Source organism: Aeromonas sp. 1HA1, from assembly GCF_029237385.1.
In the GTDB taxonomy this organism is placed as follows: Bacteria; Pseudomonadota; Gammaproteobacteria; order Enterobacterales; family Aeromonadaceae; genus Aeromonas; species Aeromonas popoffii.
This window is the reverse complement of the sequence record NZ_JAACGC010000042.1, coordinates 15784-38830: the sequence shown is the minus strand read 5'-3', so window position 1 is coordinate 38830 and position 23047 is coordinate 15784. Positions and strand designations below refer to the sequence as shown.

Genomic DNA, 23047 nt, shown 5'->3' with positions numbered 1-23047 from the left:
ATCTGGCGCTGCCAAAAATCAACGCGTTCTTGAGTGGTCATAGCGGAAATCCCAACGTAGATACGATGGGTTTCAGTGTGCCGAGGTGATCTCAGTAAAAACAGGTGCTGATTCAGGGGCGCTTACGGTTATCACTGCAAAAGCCTGCGACGCTTGAGATGAAAAAAATCCGAACCCTGTTACCGGGGTTCGGATTTTTTATGGTCAGCGAAAGGGGAGGGGCTCAGCCCTTCGGCGGAGCTCGGCCAAGCTCCGTGCCTATGGCTAGGAGCACAATCCCTGCGCGATTGCCATTCTATAGGTCGCTACGAGGTGCTCAGAAAGGTGGGTGTCCCATTTTTCATGGAATGAAAAATGGCAAGCGTTGCGAATCACTCTTAAATGCTTTGTTAAGTTTTTTTCTTTGCTATTAACTCTTTAACGCGTTTAATTACATATTGCGAAAACAATGGATGAGCAACAACTGCATCAAACTCGCCTCTGACATCATATGAACGAATTATTAAACTACATATTTCAGATTCAGATTTTTGCTTGTTTGATTGATATTGAGCTGGGAGTATTGCATTTATCCTAGGCTGTAACGCATGGCTATTAGTTTCATCCAATATCTGCGTCAATACCTCTCTCCAAGGGCGAGAGTCGGTTTCTTCATTAACAATCGCATCATTAAAAACCCATGCTCTATAATTTCGGTCCCCAATGTTAAACATTTCTTCTGAGCTTGAAGTCGTAAAACTAACATCATTAACGTTATTACTTTCGGATATATTTGCACCACTAGGTGCACGTTTTGTTTTATATGTTTTTACTATTTGACCATGAAAATCTATTTCTACAAAAATAATTGGAATTTCTATTGTGTTACAAAACTTAATAAGTACTGCATCCCGAGAAGCTCCTGTATCATTAATTATTTTCTTTAGGAAATGTTCAACAGAAATGAACGTTTTTTGCAAATCTAGCAGCCAAAATCTAGGAATCAATAATTCAGCTGCAAATTGATTTGCTTCACTTTCCATTTCCCTATATTCAAAGTTTGCCTCCATTGGGTTTATGTGAGATACGATAGTACCTGTATGCCAAGGGATTATTATATGCCCTAACTCATGGGCTAAAGTAAACTTCTTCCTAGTTGGAGGCTGCGACATATTGATTAATATTTGAGGTTTTTTATCCCCGCCGATCCCAACAGTCACACCATCGGCATCAAATGGAAAATGATGTTCCTCTATATCAGCATACTTCTCAACAAGCTCATTTAAGTTATAAGGAGGTTGTACTCCGTGCCTAGATAATACTCTTGCGGCCATTTTTTCTACAGGAGTCACTATGCTTTTCCAATCAGTTTTAACCAAGCTTCCATACGGAGAGCTTCAGCTGAAGTTTCTGCTCGTGCAGCTAATGCAAGCCTTTCTTGGTTTAATTCAGCATCAAAAGTAGTTTGATTTTTCCTCGCAGATAAAATAAATGGAAGAACTGATGGATTAGTCGACCAAACTGAGTACTCTTCCCAAGTCATTCCTAGGTATTCGTGCAACTCTAGAGTTGTTTCCTCATCATCATGCCAACTATCAATGAAATCATCGATTTCATCTTCTAAAACATCACCATTTAGACATAAATTTACAAAGCTCATTTGATGCTCCTAATTCTGCTTGCTGATTCTTCGGCCTTTAACTGCAGGTTTGATCATCAAACCGCTGGTAGGGCAAGCCACACCCAAATGGCGACCATTTTTATTGAACACCTCTAATTCACCATGAAGAGAGTCCCAAGTATAATATCTGTTTTCAGAGTCATCTTTATACACTTTTCTCCCACCATCAATACCTATGACTCTAAAATTATCTAGTATTGAAGGCCTTGGAATTGGTAAACCACCCAAATTTATACTCCTAATTATAATAAAAATGCAGGGTTATAAAAAACTTAACAGTGATTAGATGGAAGGCGGTACTAATCCGTTAGCAGAGAATTCCATTTAACTCCGTAACATTTCAATCGCCGCCAAGTAAAAAAATTATGAAATCATAACATTACAGATTACATCAGGTGTCCGTGTGTATTCGCTTCACTTCTTCTTTTTGCGCCACCATTACGACTGTATAAAAAAAGCACATGGGGGCTCATGGACGATGCGGCCAAGCCACGGCGGCGTGAGCCGCTCAGAAATCCACATAAGGCCGTCACCATGTTCAGTGATCGCGCCACTCGTGCTACTCGCTTATCCATTCCATCCGGCAAGGCTACCGCCCTGAATGTCAGCCTCCAGTCTGCTGCTTTTTACCTGCGCGGTTTCGCTGGCCTGGCTCATGGGTGACTCCGACGAGGCTGTTGCCAAACGGCTATATTAGCGAGCGATGCTGGAGAGGGAAGCGGGAGATGATGGTTTTCTGGGCAAGATCAATAAATTAGTCATCCTGAGCCGTGTTGAAGTCGAACATCAACAACGCAAGGGCTGATCTTCAATGAAATTGGGACAGCTACCGTTTTGAACGCCGCGTAGCGGCTAACAGGCCATGATTGGCTTGTCGCCACGTGCCGCTGAAGGGCTCGACATAGCTACAGACGTTTGGCCGAGCAGCTTCCTCCTCCCTAGATGCCGGTCTCTCTGGTATGATGCGTCATCATTTAGCGACCGGTGACGAGACCAGCATCATGGTGGTCAGGCTGCCGGTGTGGCTATTTTGCCCCGGGGCGCAGAGGTTGTGGCCCGATAGCACGGATTTTGACTATGAGTACTGAACTGATCTACGGCATTCACGCTGTATCCGCGCTGCTGGAGCGCACCCCGGAGCGTTTCATCGAAGTGTGGGCCCTCAAGGGGCGGGATGACGACCGGCTGCAACCCCTGCTGACCGAGCTGGAGTCCCTCGGCCTCAAGGTGCAGAGCGTGAACCGCAAGACCCTTGATGACAAAGCGGAAGGTAACAATCACCAGGGCATCATGGCCAAGGTGATAGAGGCGCCCAAGCTGGCCGAGCACGATCTGGCCAGCCTGCTGGACGAGCTGGTGGCACAACAGAGCCAGCCCTTCCTGTTGGTGCTGGACGGGGTGACTGACCCGCACAATTTGGGTGCCTGCCTGCGCAGCGCCGATGCAGCTGGCGTGCATGCGGTGATAGTGCCGCGGGACAAGGCCAGCGGCCTGACCTCAGTGGTGCGCAAGGTCGCCTGTGGCGCCGCCGAAGTGGTGCCGCTCATCCAGGTCACCAACCTGGCTCGCACCCTGCGTGAGTTGCAGGAGCGCGGCGTCTGGCTGGTTGGCACCGCTGGCGAGGCGGATCACGATCTCTATCAGGCCAAACTGACCGGCCCGATGGCACTTGTTATGGGCGCCGAAGGCAAGGGCATGCGCCGTCTGACTCGCGAGCATTGCGACGAGCTGGTGAGCATCCCGATGGCCGGGGCCGTCTCCAGCCTCAATGTGTCGGTGGCAACGGGCGTCTGCCTGTTTGAAGCCGTGCGTCAGCGTCGCGCCTGAGGCGAACGGGATGGACAGACCCCCGTTTAGCCGGGATCGGGTCATGAATGAGCAGGAGGCCGCGCGCCTCCTCTCTTTTGCCCGTCCGCTGACATTAACCCCCCGCACCTGTCTCTGGCATGCGGGCGACAGGCCCGACCTGCTGGTCAGGGTTGAGCAAGGGCTGCTACGGGCCAAGGTGGTGCTGGCGGATGGCCGTGAGTACATCAAGGAGTTCTACTGGGAGGGGGACGAGTTTATCGATTTCCACCATCTGCTCAGTGGTGAACCTGCCCGCTACAGCGTGGAAGCGCTGGAGCCCTGCCGTTTGCAACTCTTCAACCTTGGCGACTTGCGTCAGCTCTCTTGCTGGCCCGCCTGGTATCACCACCTGCTGGCGGTGCAGTTGCGGATCAAAGAGGAGAAGGAGTTGCTCTTGCTGACCGAGAGCCCTCAGGCCCGTTATCAGCACTTTCTGCAACGCTTTCCCGAGCTGGACGCCAGGGTGCCGGATCACCAGATCGCCGCTTATCTGGGCATCACCCCCATCAGCCTGAGCCGTATTCGCAAACGGTTGAAGGATCTTAACAAAAGTTAATGCTTGCGCCTGCGCGGCTGGCTATGCTGCCCTTCTCATCATGAGCAAGGAACTTCCATGAACTGGTCCCTCAAGTCTTTTGAACAACTCGATGTCAACGAACTGTATGAACTGCTCACCCTGAGATCCCGCGTCTTCGTGGTGGAGCAGACTTGTGTTTTCCTCGATATGGACGGGGTCGACAAGCGTCCCGACGTGCAGCACCTGCTCGGCTGGCAGAATGGCGTGCTGGTGGCCTACGCCAGACTGATGGCGCCCGGCGTGGCCAAGTCGCATCAGGTGGTGATCGGCCGGGTGGTGACGGCGCCCGAGGCCAGAGGCGATGGTCTGGGTCACCAGCTGATGCAACAGGCGCTGCAAGAATGCGAACGGCTGTGGCCCGGGATCAGCATCTATCTGGGCGCTCAGGCGCACCTGCAGGGTTTCTATGGTCGTCATGGCTTCACCGCCGTGGGCGAGCCCTATCTGGAAGATGACATTCCCCACATCGGTATGACCTCCTTTTAATATCTTTTAGGCATAACAATGAAATTATTATGTCTTGAGGTAGTAAAGAAAACGGGTGCTCGCCGCCATATTACTGGGTACCCTCTGAATGATTAATCGGCAACTGTTGATGGATATGTTTAAAAATGGTTTTTTACCCCATTAATACTGAACAAGATTCAGCGATTGAGCCGTTGAGCCATTTTATCTGCGTTCGCCACACGAGTCGCTGTCGCTGATGGAGCTGTTGCGCAAGCGGTTCGCTCTGGACCTGCAAACCTTCGCCATCATCACTCTGGTGCTGGGCAATCTGGCCCAGGCCTTCTCCGATGTGCTGGTCAAGCTGATCGGCCCCGGTTTCAGCCCCTTCCAATACATGGTTCTGCGCCAGCTGCTGACCCTGCTGGTGCTGCTGCCCTTCATGCTGCGTGTGCCGAGAGCGGCTTGGGGACTGGGTGCCTGGAAATGGCACCTGCTGCGCGGTCACCTCTGTCTGCTCGGCGGGGGTGGCATGATGCTGGCCCTGACCCAGCTGCCGCTGGCCACGGCCAACGCCATCTTCTATGTCTCTCCGCTGCTGACCCTGCCGCTGGCGGCCTGGTTGCTCAAGGAGAAGATCCACTCCCGGGTCTGGCTGTTGGGGGGCATAGGCCTGCTCGGGGTCGTGTTCGTGCTCAAGCCGGGGGATTTTCATCTGGCGGGACTGGGTGCTCTGGTGACCGCCTTCACCCTGGCGCTGTTCAACGTGACCGGCCGCAAGTTGCCAGCGGGTATCTCTGTGGTGGCAACCCTGTTCTGGGCCAACCTGCTGGCGTTGCCGTTGACGGCGGGGTTGGCGGTGAATCAATGGCAGCCGGTGGACTGGCGTCTGCTGGCGCTGATCGGTGGCAGCGCGGTGATGCAACTGCTCTACCATGCCAGCTGCATCTACGCCTATCGGCAGGTGGAGGCCAACCGTATTGCGGCAACCGAATATTCAGGCCTGATGTTCGTGGTATTGCTGGGGATCTGGCTGTTTGGCGAGATCCCGGTCTGGAACCTCTGGGTCGGGATGGGCTTTATCCTGCTGGCCATCCATTGGCAGCGTCGCCTGAGCTAGGTCACTCTGCTCTCCTCCCTATGACAAACCGGCTGTTGGCCGGTTTGTCATATGAGCATCTTATGAAGCCGATCTCGGTTGTTGCACCGAAAGTAGGGTAGTCTGTCCCGCTCTTAGTGACAGGAACCCGTCGTGACACCCACCCTCTTTGCGGCCATCCTGCTGGCCGCGCTGTTGCACGCCCTCTGGAATGCGCTGGCCAAGCGCCAAGCCGAGGGGCGCGTCAGCGTATTGCTGGTCTCCCTCTGCTCCGGGCTGTTTGCCGCCCCCTTCTTGCCGCTGGTGGGACTGCCTGTGCCTGCCGAATATCCCTGGCTGGCGCTATCCATCCTGCTACATTGCGGTTATTGCCTGTTTCTCGGTCGGGCCTATCGGCTGGGGGAGTTCGGCCAGATCTATCCGCTGGCCCGTGGCAGTGCCCCCCTGGTGACCCTCTTGCTCGGGGTGCTACTACTGGGGGAGGTGCCAGGTGGAGTGGCGGTAGCGGGGGCTGTGGTGCTGGTCAGCGGGGTGTTGCTGATGGCCTGGCGTGGCGGCATCAGGCTGGTGCCTGCAGCTCTGCGTGCCGTGCTGATCACGGCGCTGTTCACCGCCGCCTATACCCTATCCGATGGCGCTGGCGCCCGTTCGGCCGGGGCGCCTGTGCGCTACACACTCTGGTTGTTTGCCCTGACGGCCTTGATGATGCCGTTGCTGATGCGCTGGCAGAGTCGCACCGCCTGGCACGCGCACGATCTCGCGGCATGGCGAACCGGTGCGCTCGGCGGCGCCCTGTCACTGCTTGCCTACGGCATCGTCATCTGGGCCATGACCCAGGCGCCCATCGGGCTGGTGGCGGCGCTGCGCGAGAGCAGCGTGCTGTTTGCTGTGTTGCTCTCCTGGTGCTGGCTGGGGGAGCCGTTGGGGCGGGTGCGGCTGTGGGCCGCGCTGGTGATCCTCTGCGGTATCCTGCTGATCCGCCTCAGCTGATTGGTGACGACGTCAGGCCGGGATACGTCCGGCCTGACGTTTGACTTAAGGAGTGACCCGGGTGACCAGGGTGAAGCCTTCCTCGCAGGGGGCCAGTTGCACCCGAACCTGGCCCAGTTCTGCCAAGTTGCTGACGTGGGTGCCGCCGCAGGGGATGGTGACCTCCGCTCCTGCCAGCATGCAGTGCCAGTAGCGCGAGTCTATGATGGCCTCGCCGGTCCGGCTGCGGCGGATCTCGCCACCGGCTGCCAGCCAGTCGGCCAGCTGCTGGTTGATCCTCTCTTCTATCTGCGCCAGCTCCGCCAGCAGCGCCTCGCTGTTGACTCCCTTCTTGCGCAGGCTCTTGCCGATGCGGTACTGCTCTTGGGAGCCCATGGGCTCGACCCGTGAGCTCTGGATGGCGAGGCGGTCAAAGTCGGGCTGATCCAGCGAGTCGCGCTCGCTCACCTCTTTGCGCCAGTAGGGAACCAGCACCCGGTTGAGGGCCAGCGCCGCCAGATGGCAGCCGCTGTGGCCCAGGCTCAGGGCATCGCGGGCAGCGGCATCTACCTTCAGTTCAACCCTGGAACCCACCGCCAGAGAGTGCTGGCCTGCCAGGGGATGTACCACCACGAAGGCCCACCCTTCGGCGCCACGCTTGACCGGGATATCTGTGTCCACGAACAGTGCTCCTTCGGGGCTGATGGCCCCCATGCGGCAGGGGCCCACGCTGGCGTTGCCGCCATCCCAGCAAACCGTGCCCACATCGCCTGGCTGATCGGGCCAGAGGTGGCTCTGGGGATGGAAAGGGGTGAGGTCGGTCACCAGCAGGCTGGTGTCGCCGCTCTGGCAGAAGACCACGCTGGCCTGTTCATGATGGTGGCCCAGTACGAAGCTGGCTCGAGTGTGTTCCATGGATGGCTCCTGCGAATCGAAGAGGAAGAGAGAGCCGCAGCATACGCCAAAGTGCAGACCGGCTCATTAACCTGGGTTAATAAGCCGGCCTGAATAGCGGGTTGTGAGCGCTAGATCATGGCGACCAGCAGGTAGGCGTTGAGCCCGATCACCAGTGCGACGATGAGGCGGCCGACTGCCTGAGTCACCGGATGGTTGCGATACTTTCCCATCAGCGTCCGATTGCCGGTCAGGATCAGCAGTGGAATGAGCGCGAGCGCGATGCCGAAGCTCAGCACCACCTGGCTCAGCACCAATATTTCGGTGGTGTTGAGCCCCATGGCTATCACCACAAAGGCGGGGGCCATGGTGATGGCGCGGCGCAGCCAGAGCGGTATGGCGAAGCGCACGAAGCCTTGCATCACCACTTGACCGGCGAGCGTACCCACCACTGTGGAGGAGATGCCGGAGGCCACCAGTGACAGGCCGAACAGGGTGGCGGCGGCCTGCCCGAGCAAGGGAGTGAGCGTCTGGTAGGCGGTTTCTAGTTCGGCCACTGGCTGGTGAGCGCCGTGGAAGGCGGCGGCCGCCACGGCCATCATGGCCAGGTTGACGAAGCCGGCTATGGTCATGGCAATGGCGACGTCCACCCGGGTGGTGTGCAGTCGCTGGGGCACTGTGCCTTGATCCAGGGTGTGCTGGGTCAGCGCCGAGTGCAGGTAGATGACGTGAGGCATGACTGTTGCACCGAGCACGCCAGCGGCCAGGTAGACGGCGTCGCTGTTGGGTAGGCCGGGGAAGAGGGCGCCTTCCAGCAGGCTCGGTAGATGAGGGCGGGAGAGCACCAGCTCGACGATATAGGCCGCTGCCACGAACAGCAACAGGCCGCCAACCACGAACTCCAGCGGCTTCTGACCGCGGGATTGCAGCATCAGAATGCCCCAGGTGACCACGGCCGTGATGCCGGCACCCTCCAGCAGGGTGATGCCGAGTAGCAGCTTGAAGCCCACGGCCGCACCGATGAACTCGGCGAGATCCGTGGCCATGGCGATGATCTCCGCCTGTATCCAGTAGGCCCAGACCGCCGGTTTGGGCAGCCGGTCGCGGATGTGCTCCGCCAGGTTCTTGCCGGTGACTATGCCGAGCTTGGCCGAGAGGGTCTGCACCAGCATAGCCATCAGATTGGCCCATACCACCACCCACAGCAGTTGATAGCCGAAGGTGGAACCAGCCTGGATATTGGTGGCGAAGTTGCCCGGGTCTATATAGCCGATGGCTGCGATAAAGGCGGGGCCAAGCAGGGTCAGTTTGAATTTACGGGCCGGAATGGCCGTGGTCAGCGCGGGTTGCATGGCAACACCCTCCATAAGATGATGGAGAGAGAATAGATCTAAATGATAATTATTATCAATTGTTGTGTTGTATCATACCCATAGATAAAAACATCTGCGGCGGCCAGTTGCAGTGGGGGATGTGATTTCGTACAATACGCCGCCCTAGAAAGCAGTGTCTAAACACACCATACGTTCCTTGCCTCCGAGGTCTGGCTGCACCTGGGCGGAGGCTGAATTAATCCGTAAGGAGCTAAAATGCGTCATTACGAAATCGTCTTCATGGTTCATCCGGACCAGAGCGAGCAAGTACCCGGCATGATCGAGCGTTACACCGGCGCTATCACCACCGCGGGTGGTACTATCCATCGCATGGAAGATTGGGGCCGTCGTCAACTGGCTTACCCGATCGACAAGCTGCACAAAGCTCACTACGTTCTGATGAACGTGGAAGCAGAGCAAGCCGTTATCGATGAACTGGAAACCAACTTCCGTTTCAACGATGCCGTTATCCGCAACATGATCATGCGCACCAAGCACGCCGTGACTGAAGTTTCTCCTATGGCCAAGGCCAAGGAAGAGCGCTTCGTCCGTCGTGACGACGAGCGCCGCGAAGATACTGTTGAAGCAGCGTCTTCCGAAGAGTAATTCTGGATCACTGAATAGAGGATAAAGGCCATGGCACGTTATTTCCGTCGTCGTAAGTTCTGCCGCTTCACTGCCGAGAACGTTACCGAGATCGACTACAAAGATATCGTTACTCTGAAAAACTACGTCACTGAATCTGGCAAGATCGTACCGAGCCGTATCACCGGTACCCGCGCCAAGTATCAGCGTCAGCTGGCACGCGCCATCAAGCGTGCTCGTTACCTGGCTCTGCTGCCGTACACCGATCTGCACAACAAGTAAGAATCGGCCCGGCACTTAAGCCTAACTCAACTTTTATAGAGGAAAGGTAATGCAAGTTATCCTGCTCGACAAAATCGCCAAACTGGGCGGTCTGGGTGATCAAGTCGCTGTTAAAGCTGGCTACGCCCGTAACTATCTGATCCCGCAAGGCAAAGCCGTTATGGCTACCAAGGCCAACATCGAGACTTTCGATGCTCGCCGTGCTGACCTGGAAGCCAAACTGGCTGCCGGTAAAGCTGCCGCTGAAGAGCGCGCTGCCAAGCTGGGTGAACTGGCTGCTGTTGTCATCGCCTCCAAATCTGGCGACGAAGGCAAGCTGTTTGGTTCCATCGGTACCCGTGACGTGGCTGATGCCATCACTGCTGCCGGCGTTGCTGTTGCCAAGAGCGAGGTCCGCATGGGCAACGTTCTGCGTAACACCGGCGAGTACGAAGTTGTTGTTCAGCTGCACGCTGACGTTAAAGCAACCGTACAAGTTCAGGTTGTTGCCCTGTAATAGCGTTTCGCTGTTGCAAAAAAACCCGCGCATTTGCGCGGGTTTTTTATTTTGGGAACGAGGGGTAAAGTGAGGTTCTGTTCCTCTGGAGGAGAGCCTTATGGCAGCCTGGGTTGAAGGTAGGGTCATTGAGCGTATCGAATGGACCCCCACCCTGTTTTCCCTGCGTGTGGAGGCCGAACTGGCCCCCTACAAGGCAGGGCAATTTACCAAACTGGCCCTTGTTCAGGGTGATCGCCGCATCCAGCGGGCCTACTCCTTCGTCAATCCGCCTTCTGCGCCGTACCACGAGTTTTATTTCGTCGAGATCCCCGATGGCGAGCTGACTCCCACTCTCGGTTCCCTGCAAGCGGGCGACACTCTGTTGGTGCAATCCCAGGCGACCGGCTTTCTGACTCTGGATGAGCTCCCGCCCGGCCGCGATCTCTGGCTGCTCTCTACCGGTACCGCCATCGGCCCCTTCCTCTCCATGCTGGCGGACGGCGAGGCCTTCGACCGCTTCGAGAACCTGGTGCTGGTGCATGGGGTACGCAAAGGGGAGGAGCTGAGCTATCAGCCGCTTATCGCCAGTTTTACCGAGCAGCAGGGGGCTCGCTTTCGCTACGTGCCCTTCGTCAGCCGTGAGACCTGGCCCGATGCGATGGCAGGGCGGATCCCGGCGGCCATCGCCAACGGCCAGTTGCAGGAACGGGTGGGGCTGGGTTTTTCAGCGGAGTCGAGTCAGGTGCTTATCTGTGGCAATCCGGCCATGGTGAAGGAGACTCAACAGACCTTGCTGGCATTGGGACTGGCCAAAAACCTGCGCCGGGCGCCGGGCAATATCAGTGCGGAGAATTACTGGTAGTCCAACGAACACAGGGGCCTAGTGCCCCTGTGTGATTACTGCGGTGGTGGCGGTTAGTTCTGCTTGCCGTTCCCGTTGCCATTGCCCTTCTGCTTGTTATGGCCCTGACCCGGATTATTGCCGCTGTGAATGCTGCGGTTGTAGTGATCCCGGTACTTGCCATCCATCTTGTCACAGTTGAGTTTGATCCGGCTGTCGCCAATGCCAAGATCCAGGCAGTTGTTCTGCCACCAGTCGTACTCTTTGTCATCCCAGTCGAGATTGATCTTGATGCCATCACCGGAGATCTTGATGCCATCGCCATGCTTGCTGGGGGGGGCCGCAAACGCGATGCCGTGCGCCATGAGCAGGGAGAGCAGCAGGGCGCCGCGATGGATAATGGGGTTGTGTTTGGTTTGGGTCATCGCAAGGGGACTCCTGTCGTTACTGGCCACTCTGCGAATTGGCAGGGATCTGGTTGGTTTTCGGTGGCTGGTTGCGGTTCTCTTCGTCTTTCAGATTGAATTTGACCGCCTCGCAGTCGGCCGGCGCGGTTTCGCCGCCCCCCAGATCGAGGCAGTCGTTCTGGGGCCAGCCGAACTGCGTGTCATCCCAGTTCAGATTGAATGTAAGCTCATCGACGGAGAATTCGGAGCCACTGCTCTCTTGATAGTGCTGTGTCGCTGCGGCGTTGCCGGTAACCAGAAGAAGGGAGAGTAGCAAAGTGGTCTTACTGTTCATGATGGCCTCTGATAATTGTAACGGTGGATGAGTCTACAGACCGGGGCTGAACCTGAGCGGAACCGTACTCCATCTCACCACATGATCAAGTCAGGCAGGGATTGTATCGCTTTTCTGCTGCCGATTTGTCCGTTTTGGTCGCACTCTGGGCAGCTGGTTGTCAATCTGAAGGAATTCAGTCATTTGCCCTTCTCTGTGCGAGTCTGGCGACTATAATCGGCAGCCAACTTTTCCTGCACAGCACACCCCTTCATCATGACCACACAGGACTCCTCCGCGCTGCGCTACCCCAAGGGGTGGTTTGCTCTGACGACGGTATACAGTTTCACCGGGCTGGCCATTCTGGCCTCCATCATCTTCTCCCTGCTGCTGTTCCTCTCCATCGATGACAACCCGCTGATGAAGTGGCTGTTCGGCGGGCTGGCCATCATCTTTGAACTGGGCAAGTTTTACGTCTGGTACGAGTATGGGGAGTGCAAGGCGCGGCGGGATCTGGGGGGGGCCTTCTGGTCGCTGCTGTTCTACAGCGTGCTGGCCGCCATCTCCATCGGCGGCAGTATCGGCGGCATCAATAGCGCCACCAACACCATACTGAGCCAGCAGGCGCATCACGAGCGGGAGCTGGCCCGTTTCGACGAGCAGATCGCCAGCATAGAGCGCCAGATCCAGCTCAACGAGGAGGCGGCTCGCAAGTACATAGAGATGGCACGTATCTCCAGCGGTGTCAGCGGCTTGCAGCAGGCCAACACCAAGCTCAGGTTGCAGCAGGATGAGTTGCGCCAGGAGCGGGATGCCAAGCCGGTCAATGAGCAGTCCTCCATGCTGGGGTTGATGAGCAGTCTGGCGGACGGCGTGGGCATGAGCCTCAGCCAGGTGCAGTTCTTGTTAGTCTGCTTCCTCTCCGTACTGCTGGATGTGTTTGGCGCCTTCTTCGTCAGCCTGATTGGCGAGGAGAACCGCTTTCGCCGCATGTGGCTGTGGCAGCAGGCGCGGGAGCAGGCTGCGGCGTGGCAGGCTGAGTCTGCGGCCACTGTGCCACCGGTGGCGAGCAGGCCGGAACCCGAGCCCGCAGTGGTGGCCCAGGTGCGTTCCGTGTTGGAGAGCGGCGAGCTCAAGTGCAGCAAGCGCTCGGTGGCACTGGCCCTTTCGCTCTCGTTGGAAGAGGTAGACAGGGTATTTCAGCATCTGCTGGCCCAAGGGGTGCTGGGGCAGGGCAGCAATCGCCACTACCACCTCAGTGGACAAGCGGGTTGAGAGCCAGGCCACCTCTGGGTGGCCTTTTTATTGCCGCGAGCGGCAGCGTTAGTGAGTCAGCACCATCATCAGGCTGAGGAAGGCGGCTAGCCCCCCACCTATGCCGATGATCCAGTAAAACCCCTTGGCCCCCTGTTTGAGCGGGATGTGGAAGTAGAGCAGCAAGGCCCACCACCCCAGAGCCAGCAACAGAGGAATAAGAAACATTCGAGCCATGGTGTCCTCGCTGTTATTCTGTTGACCCTTGATCAGTCAACAGGATGGATTGTGCAATGACGCAGCTACAGATTACCGCATTCGGCGACCCCTCGGTACTCAAGCTCAACCCTTCGCAGGATAAGGTGCCCGCGGAGGGGGAAGTTCGGGTGCGCATCTGCTTTGCGGGAGTCAATCCCATCGATGCCAAGACCCGGGCCGGCCTCGGCTGGGCGGCGGCCCAGAACAAGGACAATCTGCCCTGGACACCGGGGTATGATGTGGCTGGCGTGATTGAGACGGTGGGCCCGGGTGTCACGGCGCTGGCAGAGGGGGATCAAGTGTGCGGCATGGTGGGCTTTCCGCTGGCAGGTGGCGGCTATGCCGACAGTACAGTGGTGAGCGAAGAGGCACTGGTCAAGCTCGATGGCATCAGCCTCAAGCAGGGCGCAGCCCTGCCGCTGGCCGGTCTCACCGCCTGGCAGGGGCTGTTTGAACATGGTGGCCTCAAAGCCGGGCAGCGGGTGCTGATCCTGGCCGGTGCCGGTGGTGTTGGCCATTTGGCGGTGCAGTTTGCCAGCGCTTATGGCGCCGAGGTGGTCGCCACGGCCAGTCGTGACAATCACGATTTTCTCCATAGACTGGGGGCCGACCAGCGGGTGGATTACCACGACGCTGACTGGGCCGCGCAGATCCTGGCCCAAGGGCAGGTCGATCTGGTGCTGGATCTGGTGGGCGGCGAGAGCGGCAAGGCGGCGCTTGCTTGCGTCAAGCCCGGTGGCCGTCTGGTGACAGTGCCCACCATCACGGCCCCGCAGATCAAGGATGCGGCGGCCGATACCGGCATAGAGGTGCTCGGCATGCTGGTGCACCCCGACAGCAAACAGCTGTCCCAGATGCTGAACCTGCTGCGCCAGGGGGATGTGCACATCACAGTCGATAGCGAGTTTGCCCTGGCCGAGGGGGCGCAGGCCCATCAGGCCATCGAGGGTGGTCATGTCCGTGGCAAGCTGGTGCTGCGCATGCCTGCCGCCGATAGCCTGCCCGGATGAATGGCATTGCCGAGATGGGGCTGGGCTGGCTGTTTCTGAGTGCCTTCACCTCCGCCACCTTGTTGCCTGGCAGCTCGGAAGTGCTGCTGGGCGCCATGGCGGTTAAGGGAGAGTGGAGCATGACCAGCTTGCTGCTGTGGGCGACGCTCGGTAATACCCTCGGCTCCATGACCACCTGGTGGCTCGGCTGGCTCGCCACCTTCAAGAAAAAGCCGGAAGATTTTCAAGGCCGTGGGGAACAAAAAGCCCTCGGCTGGCTCAAACAACATGGTCACTGGTGTCTGCTGCTGGCCTGGACGCCTGTTGTTGGTGATGGCCTCTGCCTGCTGGCCGGTTGGCTACGTCTCTCCTTCTGGCGCTCTATCATCCTGATCGGGGTCGGCAAATTATTGCGTTATGCCCTGGTTTTTCTGTTGGCCAGTCATATTTTCTAGCCCTTTTCTTCACTCACGAGGTAACCGTGAACAAACTCATTCCATTAAGTATTCTGCTGGGTTTCACCCTGCCTGTGCTGGCCGCCCCCATCCTGGTGTCCGAGCAGGTCAAGGAAGAGGGCAAGCTTGGCATTCCTTACCAGATGTTCAGGCTGGACAACGGTTTGACCGTGATCCTGGCGCCTGACAAGTCAGATCCCCTGGTGCATCTCGACGTCACCTATCATGTGGGCTCGGCCCGCGAGCAGGTGGGCAAGTCCGGGTTCGCCCATTTCTTCGAACACATGATGTTCCAGGGCTCAAAACACGTTGGCGATCAGGAGCACATGCGGATCATCAACGAGGCGGGTGGCGACATGAACGGCACCACCAACAAGGATCGTACCAATTACTACGAGACGGTGCCGGCCAATCAGCTGGAGAAGGTGCTCTGGCTGGAGGCGGATCGCATGGGCTTCCTGCTCGATGCGGTGAGCCAGAAGAAGTTTGAGATCCAGCGCGCCACCGTCAAGAACGAGCGCGCCCAGCGGGTCGATAACCAGCCATACGGGCTGGTGAGCGAGAAGGTGGGGGAGGCGCTCTACCCGCGCACCCACCCCTACTCCTGGCAGCCCATCGGCTATGTAGAGGACCTGGACCGGGTCGGGGTGGATGACCTCAAGCAGTTCTTCCTGCGCTGGTACGGTCCGAACAACGCCACCCTGACCCTGGGCGGCGATTTCGATACCAAACAGGCACTGGCCTGGATCGAACAGTACTTCGGCTCCATCCCGCGTGGCCCTGACGTGGCCGAGCCGACCCCTGAGCCGGTGACCCTGCCCGACACCCGCTACCTGACGCTGGAGGACAAGGTCCATCTGCCGTTGCTCTACATCAGCTATCCGACCGTTGCCCTTGGCGATCCGCAGGAGCCGGCGCTGGACATGTTTGCCGACGTGCTCGGCGGCTCCGCCAGCTCCATGCTCTACCAGTCGCTGGTGAAAACCGGCAAGGCCATCGACGTTGGCGCCTCCCATTACTGCGAGGAGCTAGCCTGCACCCTGACCGTCTACGCCTATCCCAACCCGGCGGTGGATGGCAGCCTCAAGACCCTCAAGGGGGAAGTGGACAAGGTGATCGGCGAGTTTGCCGGTCGCGGCCTCAAGCCAGAGGATCTGGAAAAAGCCATCAACAGCTATCGCGCCTCGGCCATCTGGGGGCTCGACAGCGTCTCCGGCAAGGTGAGCCAGCTTGCCATGGGCCAGGTGTTTGCCCAGGATCCCAACTACGTATTCAAGCGACTGGATGCCATCGGCAAGGTGACCCCGGAGCAGGTCAAAGCGGCTTATGAAAAGTTCATCGTGGACAAGCCGGCCGTGGTGCTGAGCGTGGTGCCCAAGGGCAAGACGGATTGGCAGGTGGCCAAGCCGAACTTCACTCCCGCCAAGCGCGAGCTGCCCGATTACAGTCAGCATGGGGAGCCGCTGGCGCTGCGCCCGGTCAAGGACACCTTCGATCGCAGCGTGCAGCCCAAGGCGGCGGATGCGGTCAGCGTCAAGGTGCCCGCCATCTGGCACGGTAAGCTCGACAAGGGGATCGAGATCATCGGTACCCAGAGTGACGAGATCCCGGCCGTTTCCATCATGATCGCCCTGCCGGGCGGTATACGGGCCGAAGGCAAGGGAGAGCTGGGGCTCGCCAACCTCACCGCCAGCATGATGGGACAGGGCTCGGTGCGCCTGACCGAGGCCCAGCTCAGCGACGAGCTGCAAAAGCTCGGCTCCAGTGTCAGCGTCTCCAGTGCCCAGTACAGCAACCTCATCACCATCAGCTCATTGGCCGACAAGCTGCCGCAGACCCTGGCGCTGGTGCGTGAGATGTATGAGCGGCCCGGCATGCGCGAGGCCGACTTCGAACGGGTCAAGGCGCAGCTGTTGCAGGGGATGAAGCAGAGCGAGCAGCAGCCCGAGTGGCTGGCCAGCCAGGCGTTCCGCGAGCTGGTCTATGGCAAGGAAAATCGCCTCGGCCAGCCCAGTGATGGCGTGCTGGCTGATGTCGAGAAGCTGACCCTGGCGGACGTGAAGCGCTTCTATCAGAACTACTACAACCCGACCAACGCCAAGGTGGTGGTGGTGGGGGACGTGGCCCAGTCCCAGGTGGAGGAGCAACTCGGCTTCCTGACCCAGTGGGCGGGGTCCGCGCCAACCCTTGGCAGCCTCAAGCCCAAGGGTGAACAGGCCAAGCCGGGCATCTACCTGGTGGACAAGCCGGGGGCGCCCCAGTCGGTGATCCGCATCGGCCGCCGCGCCATGCCGTTCGATACCACGGGAGATTACTTCACCGCAGGGCTGATGAACTTCAACCTGGGGGGTAACTTCAACAGCCGCATCAACCTCAACCTGCGGGAAGACAAGGGCTACACCTACGGTGCCAGCTCGGGCTTCTCCGCTAATCGCGAGGTGGGCACTTTCGCCACCGGCGCCAATGTGCGGGCTGATGCGACCGTGGATGCCATCCGTCAGTTCCTCAACGAGATGGAGGGCTATCGCACGACCGGCCCGACCCCGGTGGAGCTGGACTACATGCGCAGCGCCGTCTCCCAGCAGGATGCACTCTCTTACGAAACCCTTAGCCAGAAGGCTGGCTTCCTGCTGCAGATGATCATGTATGACCTGAAGCCTGACTATGTGCAGGCCCAGAATCAGCTGATCAAAACGGTGTCACCCGAGGTGCTCAAAGCCAGCGCCGCCCGTTGGCTCGATCCGGCCGACATGGTGATTGTGGTGGTGGGCGACAAGCAAAAGCTTGAAAAAACCCTGAAGGAGCTTCATCTTCCCATCTATCCGCTGCAGCTGCCCTGAGGGCGCTTCATAAAATAGTGCCGCCCCCCTGTGGGGCGGCCACACATTTGAGCTGTGAATATGACCACGACTAGCTTGTCACTCACCGAATTGTTGACCGCCCTGGGTTCGCCGGAACGGCTGACGGCCCTCAAGGGGATCCGGCGCGGGATCGAACGTGAATGTCTGCGCATCACGCCGGAAGGGACCCTCTCCCAGAGGGATCACCCCAGGAGTCTGGGCTCGGCCCTGACCCATGCCAACATCACCACCGACTACTCGGAGAGCCTGCTGGAGTTCATTACCCCGGCCACCGACTCTATCGACAGCCTGCTCGAACAGCTGGGCGACATCCATCGCCACGCCATCCATCATCTTGGTGACGAGCGTATCTGGCCGCTCTCCATGCCCTGCTTCGTTGGTGATGAGGAGAGCATACGGCTGGCCCAATACGGCAGCTCCAATATCGGCAAAATGAAGACCCTCTACCGGCAGGGACTGAAGAACCGCTACGGCAGCCTGATGCAGGTGATCGCCGGTGTGCACTTCAACTTCTCCATGCCGGACAGCTTCTGGAGCGAGTGGCAGGATCTGGTGTGTGAGGGTTGTTGCAGCCAGCGCTTCATTTCTGACAAGTACATGGGGCTGATTCGCAACGTCTACCGCTTCGGCTGGCTGGTGCCCTATCTGTTCGGCGCCTCGCCGGCCATCTGCGACTCTTTCCTCAAGGGGCGCAAGAGCAACCTGCCGTTCCAGAAGATCGGCAAGGGCACCCTCTATCTGCCCTATGCTACCGCGCTGCGCCTGTCCGATCTTGGTTACACCAACAGCGCGCAGGCGGGTCTCAAGATCAGCCACGACAACCTGCCCGCTTATGTGAGCAGCCTGCGTCGTGCCATCAACACCCATGATCCTGATTTCGCCAAGATAGGGGTCAAGGTGAATGGCGAGTACCGTCAGCTCAACGACAACGTGCTGCAGCTGGAGAACGAGCTGTATGCACCGATCCGGCCCAAACGCACCCCGCGTAGCGGCGAGAAACCTTCGGATGCGCTGGAGCAGCGCGGCATCGAATACATAGAGCTGCGCACCGTGGACGTGAACCCCTTCACCCCGTTCGGCATAGATGTGGATCAGATCCGCTTCTTCGATCTGTTCCTGGTCTGGTGCCTGTTGCGCCCGTCCCCCGTGTTGAGTGACGAGGAGATGGCCCGCAATCGCCGCAACCAGAACAAGGTGGTGCTGGAGGGGCGTCGCCCCGGCCTGGAGCTGGAAGATGAGCAGGGCAACGCCATCGGCCTCAAGGAGCACGGCGTCAAGCTGTTCGACGAATTGGCTCAGGTGGCCGATCTGCTGGATCGCTGCTGTGGCCGCAACGACTACCGCGAGACCTTGGCCATGCACAGGGAGAAGCTGCTCAACCCGGAGCTGACCTACTCAGCCCGCCTGCTCAAGCAGTTGCTGGAGAGCGGTCAGGACAACGGCTGCTCCGGCGACGAGCTGGCGAGCCGCTATCGGGAAGAGATGCTGGCAGGCGATTTGCAGTACTGGGATCCTGCCTACTTCGCCGCCGAGGCGCGCGAGTCCCTCGCCAAGCAGCGGGAGCGGGAACGCAGCGACAGCCTGTCGTTTGACGACTTCCTGGCCGATTATTTCGGTACCAGCACGACGACAGCCTGATGCCAGGTACGCACAAACAAAAAGCCGCTCGAGTAGCGGCTTTTTTATTTCCTTGAACCTGTGCGGGATCAGGCGTGGTTGTAATCAGACATGGTTATACATGGCCTCGATCTCGCTCTGGTACTTGGATTCGATGATCTTGCGGCGCAGCTTCATGGTGGGGGTGATCTCCCCCAGCTCCATGGAGAAGGCGCTTGGCAGCAGGGTGAACTTCTTCACCTGCTCGAACTTGGCCAGCTCCTTTTGCAGATCCTGGATGCGGGCATCGAAGAACTCCATCACCCGGGAGTGGCGCAGCAGTTCGGTCTTGCACTGGTATTGCAGGTTGATGGAGCGGGCGTACTCCTCCAGCGACTCGAAGCAGGGCACGATCAGCGCCGAGACGAAGTGACGGGCATCGGCGACGATGGCGATCTGCTCGATGAAGCGATCCTTGCCGATGGTCCCCTCTACTAGTTGCGGTGCCACGTATTTACCGTTTGAGGTCTTCATCAGCTCTTTGAGACGCTCGGTGAAGTAGATGTTGCCGTCGCTGTCGAGCTCGCCCGCATCGCCGGTACGCAGGAAGCCGTCTTCGGTCATCACCTCGGCCGTGGCGTCGGGCTTGTTGTAGTAGCCGCGCATCACGGTCGGGGAACGCACCAGCAGCTCGTTGCTCTCACCCAGCTTCACTTCTATGCCGTTGAGGGCCGTGCCGATGGAGCCCAGCTTGAACTGGTTGTCTTCGTAACAGCAGACGGTGGCCGTGGTCTCAGTCATGCCGTAGCCGTACTTGAGGTTGAGCCCCATGGCCTGGAAGAAGAAGTTCACGTCGTCGGCCAGACGGGCGCCTGCCACCGGCAGGAAGCGGGTGCGACCACCGAAGCGGGCGTGCAGCTTGCGAAACACCAGCCGCTCCGCCAGCCAGAGCTGGGCGTAAAGCAGCGGCGAGGTCGCCTTGCCAGCCTGACGGCTGGTGACCAGCTGTTTGCCGACGCCGGTGGCCCAGCCGAACAGGGCACGACGCAGGCGTGGCGCCTGAGCCACCTTGGCCTGGATCATGGCGTAGGCCTTCTCGTAGAGGCGCGGCACGGCGCACATGACGGTCGGCTGCACCTCACCGATGACATCCATCACCTTCTGCGGATCGCGGATATAGACGTTCTCGGCGCCGCAGTAGAGCACGTAGTAGGTCCAGGCTCGCTCGAACACGTGGCTGAGCGGCAACATGCACAGCGACACATCCTGCTCGTTGAGATCGAGGCGGCTGTTGTGCATCTCGAAGCAGGCGGCGATGTTGGCAAAATCGAGCATAACCCCCTTGGGTTCACCCGTGGTGCCCGAGGTGTAGATGAGGGTCAGCAAGTCATCCATCCGGTACTGGGTTTCCCGTGCCCGCAACTCCTGCTCGCTGGCCTGATGGTTGCCGGAGACCAGAAAGGCCTGGAAGTGGCTGGCCTCTGGGCAGTCACGCAGGTTGACCTTGCCATCGAGGGCGACGATCTGGCGGATCTCGCCATCTTTCAACAGCGTGAGCGCCTGATCGAACTGGGCCTGTTCACCGACGAACAGCAGACCTATGTTGGCATCGCGTACGATATAGCGCAGTTGCTCAAGGGTGCTGGTGGGGTAGATAGGCACGCTGACACCGCGGGCGGCGAGGATGCCGAGATCGGCCTGGGTCCACTCCGGCATGTTGCGGGCGTAGAGGCCGACCATTTCGGTGGGCTGGTGGCCGGCGCGGATCAGCGCCTGAGCGCAGTAGTCCATGGCCTGTCCCAGAGTGCGCCAGCCGATGGCACGCCATTGGCCATCCTGTTGTACGCGCAGGGCGGCCTTGTTGCCAAGCCGGGCGATACGTTCACGCATCAGTCGAACCAGATGGAGTTTCGGCATCAGTCAAACATCCTCAAGTAACAGTTGTACGCCCGCAGGGGCACCACAAAATTGCGCTGGAGTTTAAACTCTAAGATTACAGCTTACAAGTGTGCGCCGTTTGTCTTGGATCACAAAGTCAGCAATCAGGGCAAACTTGAGGCATGATGGGGGGTGATGAATTGGATTCGTTTGGGGGTTGCTATGAGTGTCGGGATCAAGGGGGTGGTCACAGGGGTATTGCTGTTGCTGGCCGGGGCTGGCGGGCTCTGGTTTGCGCTGGGGGATATGGCCAGCGAGGAAGACAACCCCTGGCTGAGCGGCGCCGACGGATACGCCAGGGCGCAGCAGCTGGCCCAGCTCAAGGGCTATCCACTGCTCTATGTGATCGAGCGTGCCAAGTGCCGACGCTGCATGCTGCTGGACGCCACATTGTGGCAGTCACAGGAGATGGCGCCCGTGTTGGCCAGGCTGGTCAAGGTGCGGCTCAATCCGGATGCGGGGGATGGCAGCGAGCACATACTGCGCAGCTTCCCGCAGGTGGTGACCCTGCCCGGCATCTATGTGCAGCAGCCGGGGGAACCGCTCAAGCCCATCAAGATAGTGGTGGATCTCCAGCAGATCTGGATGCCGGGTGTCACCTGGCAGCGCGGCTTCTTCATGCCGTTGTCGGCGGCTGGTTTTGAAGCCGTGCTGCACACCACCCAGAGTTTGCAGGATCCGGCTCTCGACAATGCGCCGCTGCTGTGAGGCGGCCTAGCCGAAGTCGAACAGACGTGACATGAGCACGGCGTCTTCCCGATCCTGGCCGGTACCGTAGTAGTCGGCCCGGCGGCAATACTCGGCAAATCCTGCGCTCTCATAGAGGCCGATGGCGGTCCGGTTGCTGTCGCGCACCTCCAGGAACCAGGCCTCGGCCCCCTTCGCCTTGCTGCGCGTCAGATATTCCTTCAACAGCGCCCGTCCCAGCCCCTTGCCTTGACAGTCGGGGTGTACGCAGATGTTCATCAGCGAGCTGTCGCCCGCCACCAGATCCGAGATGTAGAAACCGGCGGGGCGGCCATCCAGCAGCATCAAGCCATTGAGATAGCGCGGCCCGAAGCAGGAGATCAGGTTTGCCTGGCTCCAGGGCTCCTTGTGGGCGGCCTGTTCTATGGGGTAAATCAGCTCGAAATCTGTCTCGAGCAGGGGACGAAACTCAGGCATGGTGACTCCGGGTTGGGTCGGGGCGGCGGAAGGAAAGGGGCAGATCCGGGCAACAGGGTTGCTTAACCGAGGCGCGATCTGAGTTGCTGCCACAGCGCCCGTTTCTGGGCCGGTGTCGGCGTGAGCGGGCAGACCAGCGCATCGGGCCAGGCGGGATCGGCCAGTTCCAGCCAGAGCTGGGGTGGCCTGTGCCCGGTGGGCAGCCTGGTCAGCAGCGTCACCTCGTCGACGGCGATGCCGAGCAACTGGCACAGATCTGCCAGCAGGGTCGGGGCGGGCAGGCGAGGGGCCAGGATCCAGAGCTTGCCGGCCGGCGGCGTGTCGAGCTCAGGTTGGGCCAGTGCGACGTAAGGCGCATCCCGAGCAGGGGCCGGCTCGACGGTTTCCTGGTTGCCTGGGGCTGTATGGACCCCCAGCAGGGCCGGGCGGCGCAGTTGCCAGCTCTGTATCCCCATACGGGCCAACAGGGTTTGACGCATCAGATCGGGCGTGAGGCCGCTTGGCTCAAGGGATGGCGCCTGATGTGTGCTCTGACGCACGGGATCTTGCATGGGCTGTGGCTCTGTCTTGATTTGCATTGGTGAAAAAAGCTCTGCGCAGGGTACACTCGAACGCGTTTTGCTGCATCTTTTGCGGTATGTTTTAGCCAGGAGTGGTGGCCCAGCGCCCATGCGCCAGACGGTTTTGTCCGCAGGTGGCCTCGACACAATACAATAAGCAGAACAGGGAACATTCGATCGAGTTGCGGGTGTGCCGGTTCCA

25 protein-coding genes are annotated in these 23047 nt (G+C 58.9%); 15 read left to right on the top strand and 10 right to left on the bottom strand.

Annotation, left to right across the window (positions count from 1 at the left end):
* Positions 1 to 389 precede the first annotated feature (389 nt).
* Together GWQ22_RS13770 and GWQ22_RS13765 are read right to left on the bottom strand one after the other, a co-directional pair.
* Positions 390 to 1331: an ImmA/IrrE family metallo-endopeptidase gene (locus tag GWQ22_RS13770; RefSeq protein WP_275930643.1), complete on the bottom strand. Its 942-nt coding sequence runs from the start codon at positions 1329 to 1331 to the stop codon at positions 390 to 392.
* Positions 1331 to 1639, bottom strand: coding sequence for a hypothetical protein (locus tag GWQ22_RS13765; RefSeq protein ID WP_275930642.1), 309 nt, complete (start codon positions 1637 to 1639; stop codon positions 1331 to 1333). The genes GWQ22_RS13770 and GWQ22_RS13765 overlap by 1 nt, the downstream gene beginning before the upstream one ends.
* 1098 nt (positions 1640 to 2737) lie before the next feature.
* Between GWQ22_RS13765 and rlmB the strand changes: the two genes are divergently transcribed.
* The 5 genes from rlmB (at position 2738) to GWQ22_RS13740 (ending at position 6618) form a co-directional block, all read left to right on the top strand.
* Positions 2738 to 3487 carry a 23S rRNA (guanosine(2251)-2'-O)-methyltransferase RlmB gene (gene rlmB, locus GWQ22_RS13760; RefSeq protein WP_108535399.1) on the top strand — a complete coding sequence of 250 codons (750 nt, stop codon included), beginning with the start codon at positions 2738 to 2740 and terminating at the stop codon, positions 3485 to 3487.
* Between the two features lie 10 nt (positions 3488 to 3497).
* A complete protein-coding gene (locus tag GWQ22_RS13755; RefSeq protein WP_042038855.1) occupies positions 3498 to 4064 on the top strand; it encodes a Crp/Fnr family transcriptional regulator in 567 nt (188 codons plus the stop codon).
* Positions 4065 to 4121: 57 nt separating this feature from the next.
* A complete protein-coding gene (locus GWQ22_RS13750; protein ID WP_275930641.1) occupies positions 4122 to 4571 on the top strand; it encodes a GNAT family N-acetyltransferase in 450 nt (149 codons plus the stop codon).
* A 217-nt stretch (positions 4572 to 4788) separates the two neighbouring features.
* The gene (locus GWQ22_RS13745) at positions 4789 to 5649 is read left to right on the top strand and encodes a DMT family transporter (protein WP_042038859.1); all 861 of its coding nucleotides are present in this window, start codon (positions 4789 to 4791) and stop codon (positions 5647 to 5649) included.
* Between the two features lie 132 nt (positions 5650 to 5781).
* Positions 5782 to 6618 (top strand): DMT family transporter, encoded by an 837-nt coding sequence (locus GWQ22_RS13740; protein WP_275930640.1) that lies wholly within the window; start codon positions 5782 to 5784, stop codon positions 6616 to 6618.
* 45 nt (positions 6619 to 6663) lie between these two features.
* On the opposite strand, the gene GWQ22_RS13735 is transcribed toward GWQ22_RS13740, so the two are convergent.
* Both GWQ22_RS13735 and GWQ22_RS13730 read right to left on the bottom strand, forming a co-directional pair.
* Positions 6664 to 7512 (bottom strand): hypothetical protein, encoded by an 849-nt coding sequence (locus GWQ22_RS13735; protein WP_042038862.1) that lies wholly within the window; start codon positions 7510 to 7512, stop codon positions 6664 to 6666.
* 110 nt (positions 7513 to 7622) lie between these two features.
* Positions 7623 to 8843, bottom strand: coding sequence for an Nramp family divalent metal transporter (locus GWQ22_RS13730; RefSeq protein WP_275930639.1), 1221 nt, complete (start codon positions 8841 to 8843; stop codon positions 7623 to 7625).
* A gap of 237 nt (positions 8844 to 9080) precedes the next feature.
* On the opposite strand from GWQ22_RS13730, the gene rpsF reads away from it, so the two are divergent.
* The 4 genes from rpsF (at position 9081) to GWQ22_RS13710 (ending at position 11071) form a co-directional block, all read left to right on the top strand.
* Positions 9081 to 9470, top strand: a complete 390-nt coding sequence (gene rpsF, locus GWQ22_RS13725) for a 30S ribosomal protein S6 (protein ID WP_005313395.1) — start codon at positions 9081 to 9083, stop codon at positions 9468 to 9470.
* A 30-nt stretch (positions 9471 to 9500) separates the two neighbouring features.
* Positions 9501 to 9731, top strand: a complete 231-nt coding sequence (gene rpsR / locus GWQ22_RS13720; protein WP_005313392.1) for a 30S ribosomal protein S18 — start codon at positions 9501 to 9503, stop codon at positions 9729 to 9731.
* Between the two features lie 49 nt (positions 9732 to 9780).
* Positions 9781 to 10227 carry a 50S ribosomal protein L9 gene (gene rplI / locus GWQ22_RS13715; RefSeq protein ID WP_042038867.1) on the top strand — a complete coding sequence of 149 codons (447 nt, stop codon included), beginning with the start codon at positions 9781 to 9783 and terminating at the stop codon, positions 10225 to 10227.
* A 100-nt stretch (positions 10228 to 10327) separates the two neighbouring features.
* Entirely contained in the window at positions 10328 to 11071 is a 744-nt protein-coding gene (locus GWQ22_RS13710) for a ferredoxin--NADP reductase (protein ID WP_275930638.1), read from the top strand.
* Between the two features lie 53 nt (positions 11072 to 11124).
* Here the strand turns inward: GWQ22_RS13710 and GWQ22_RS13705 are convergent, their stop codons facing one another.
* Positions 11125 to 11475: a hypothetical protein gene (locus GWQ22_RS13705; protein WP_275930637.1), complete on the bottom strand. Its 351-nt coding sequence runs from the start codon at positions 11473 to 11475 to the stop codon at positions 11125 to 11127.
* 19 nt (positions 11476 to 11494) lie between these two features.
* Positions 11495 to 11791 carry a hypothetical protein gene (locus GWQ22_RS13700; RefSeq protein WP_108537120.1) on the bottom strand — a complete coding sequence of 99 codons (297 nt, stop codon included), beginning with the start codon at positions 11789 to 11791 and terminating at the stop codon, positions 11495 to 11497.
* A gap of 255 nt (positions 11792 to 12046) precedes the next feature.
* Between GWQ22_RS13700 and GWQ22_RS13695 the strand changes: the two genes are divergently transcribed.
* Entirely contained in the window at positions 12047 to 13045 is a 999-nt protein-coding gene (locus GWQ22_RS13695; RefSeq protein ID WP_275930636.1) for a Preprotein translocase subunit SecY, read from the top strand.
* 48 nt (positions 13046 to 13093) lie between these two features.
* On the opposite strand, the gene GWQ22_RS13690 is transcribed toward GWQ22_RS13695, so the two are convergent.
* Positions 13094 to 13261, bottom strand: coding sequence for a hypothetical protein (locus GWQ22_RS13690; RefSeq protein ID WP_181364778.1), 168 nt, complete (start codon positions 13259 to 13261; stop codon positions 13094 to 13096).
* A 44-nt stretch (positions 13262 to 13305) separates the two neighbouring features.
* Here GWQ22_RS13690 and GWQ22_RS13685 point away from each other — a divergent pair, with 44 nt between their 5' ends.
* The 4 genes from GWQ22_RS13685 to gshA are packed head-to-tail and all read left to right on the top strand — an operon-like array spanning position 13306 to position 19225.
* Positions 13306 to 14292: an NADP-dependent oxidoreductase gene (locus tag GWQ22_RS13685; RefSeq protein WP_275930635.1), complete on the top strand. Its 987-nt coding sequence runs from the start codon at positions 13306 to 13308 to the stop codon at positions 14290 to 14292.
* Positions 14289 to 14726, top strand: a complete 438-nt coding sequence (locus tag GWQ22_RS13680) for a YqaA family protein (RefSeq protein ID WP_042038875.1) — start codon at positions 14289 to 14291, stop codon at positions 14724 to 14726. The genes GWQ22_RS13685 and GWQ22_RS13680 overlap by 4 nt, the downstream gene beginning before the upstream one ends.
* Positions 14727 to 14752: 26 nt before the next feature.
* Complete coding sequence (locus tag GWQ22_RS13675; protein ID WP_275930634.1) at positions 14753 to 17566, top strand: pitrilysin family protein; 2814 nt, start codon at positions 14753 to 14755, stop codon at positions 17564 to 17566.
* A 60-nt stretch (positions 17567 to 17626) separates the two neighbouring features.
* On the top strand, positions 17627 to 19225 hold the full coding sequence (gene gshA / locus GWQ22_RS13670; protein ID WP_275930633.1) for a glutamate--cysteine ligase: 1599 nt from the start codon (positions 17627 to 17629) through the stop codon (positions 19223 to 19225).
* Between the two features lie 84 nt (positions 19226 to 19309).
* Here gshA and GWQ22_RS13665 read toward each other — a convergent pair whose 3' ends face one another.
* Complete coding sequence (locus GWQ22_RS13665) at positions 19310 to 21100, bottom strand: long-chain fatty acid--CoA ligase (RefSeq protein WP_275930632.1); 1791 nt, start codon at positions 21098 to 21100, stop codon at positions 19310 to 19312.
* 183 nt (positions 21101 to 21283) lie between these two features.
* Here GWQ22_RS13665 and GWQ22_RS13660 point away from each other — a divergent pair, with 183 nt between their 5' ends.
* Positions 21284 to 21829, top strand: a complete 546-nt coding sequence (locus GWQ22_RS13660) for a hypothetical protein (RefSeq protein ID WP_212513460.1) — start codon at positions 21284 to 21286, stop codon at positions 21827 to 21829.
* A 6-nt stretch (positions 21830 to 21835) separates the two neighbouring features.
* Here GWQ22_RS13660 and rimI read toward each other — a convergent pair whose 3' ends face one another.
* Positions 21836 to 22285, bottom strand: coding sequence for a ribosomal protein S18-alanine N-acetyltransferase (gene rimI, locus GWQ22_RS13655; RefSeq protein WP_275930631.1), 450 nt, complete (start codon positions 22283 to 22285; stop codon positions 21836 to 21838).
* Between the two features lie 62 nt (positions 22286 to 22347).
* Complete coding sequence (locus GWQ22_RS13650) at positions 22348 to 22836, bottom strand: hypothetical protein (RefSeq protein ID WP_275930630.1); 489 nt, start codon at positions 22834 to 22836, stop codon at positions 22348 to 22350.
* Positions 22837 to 23047 lie beyond the last annotated feature (211 nt).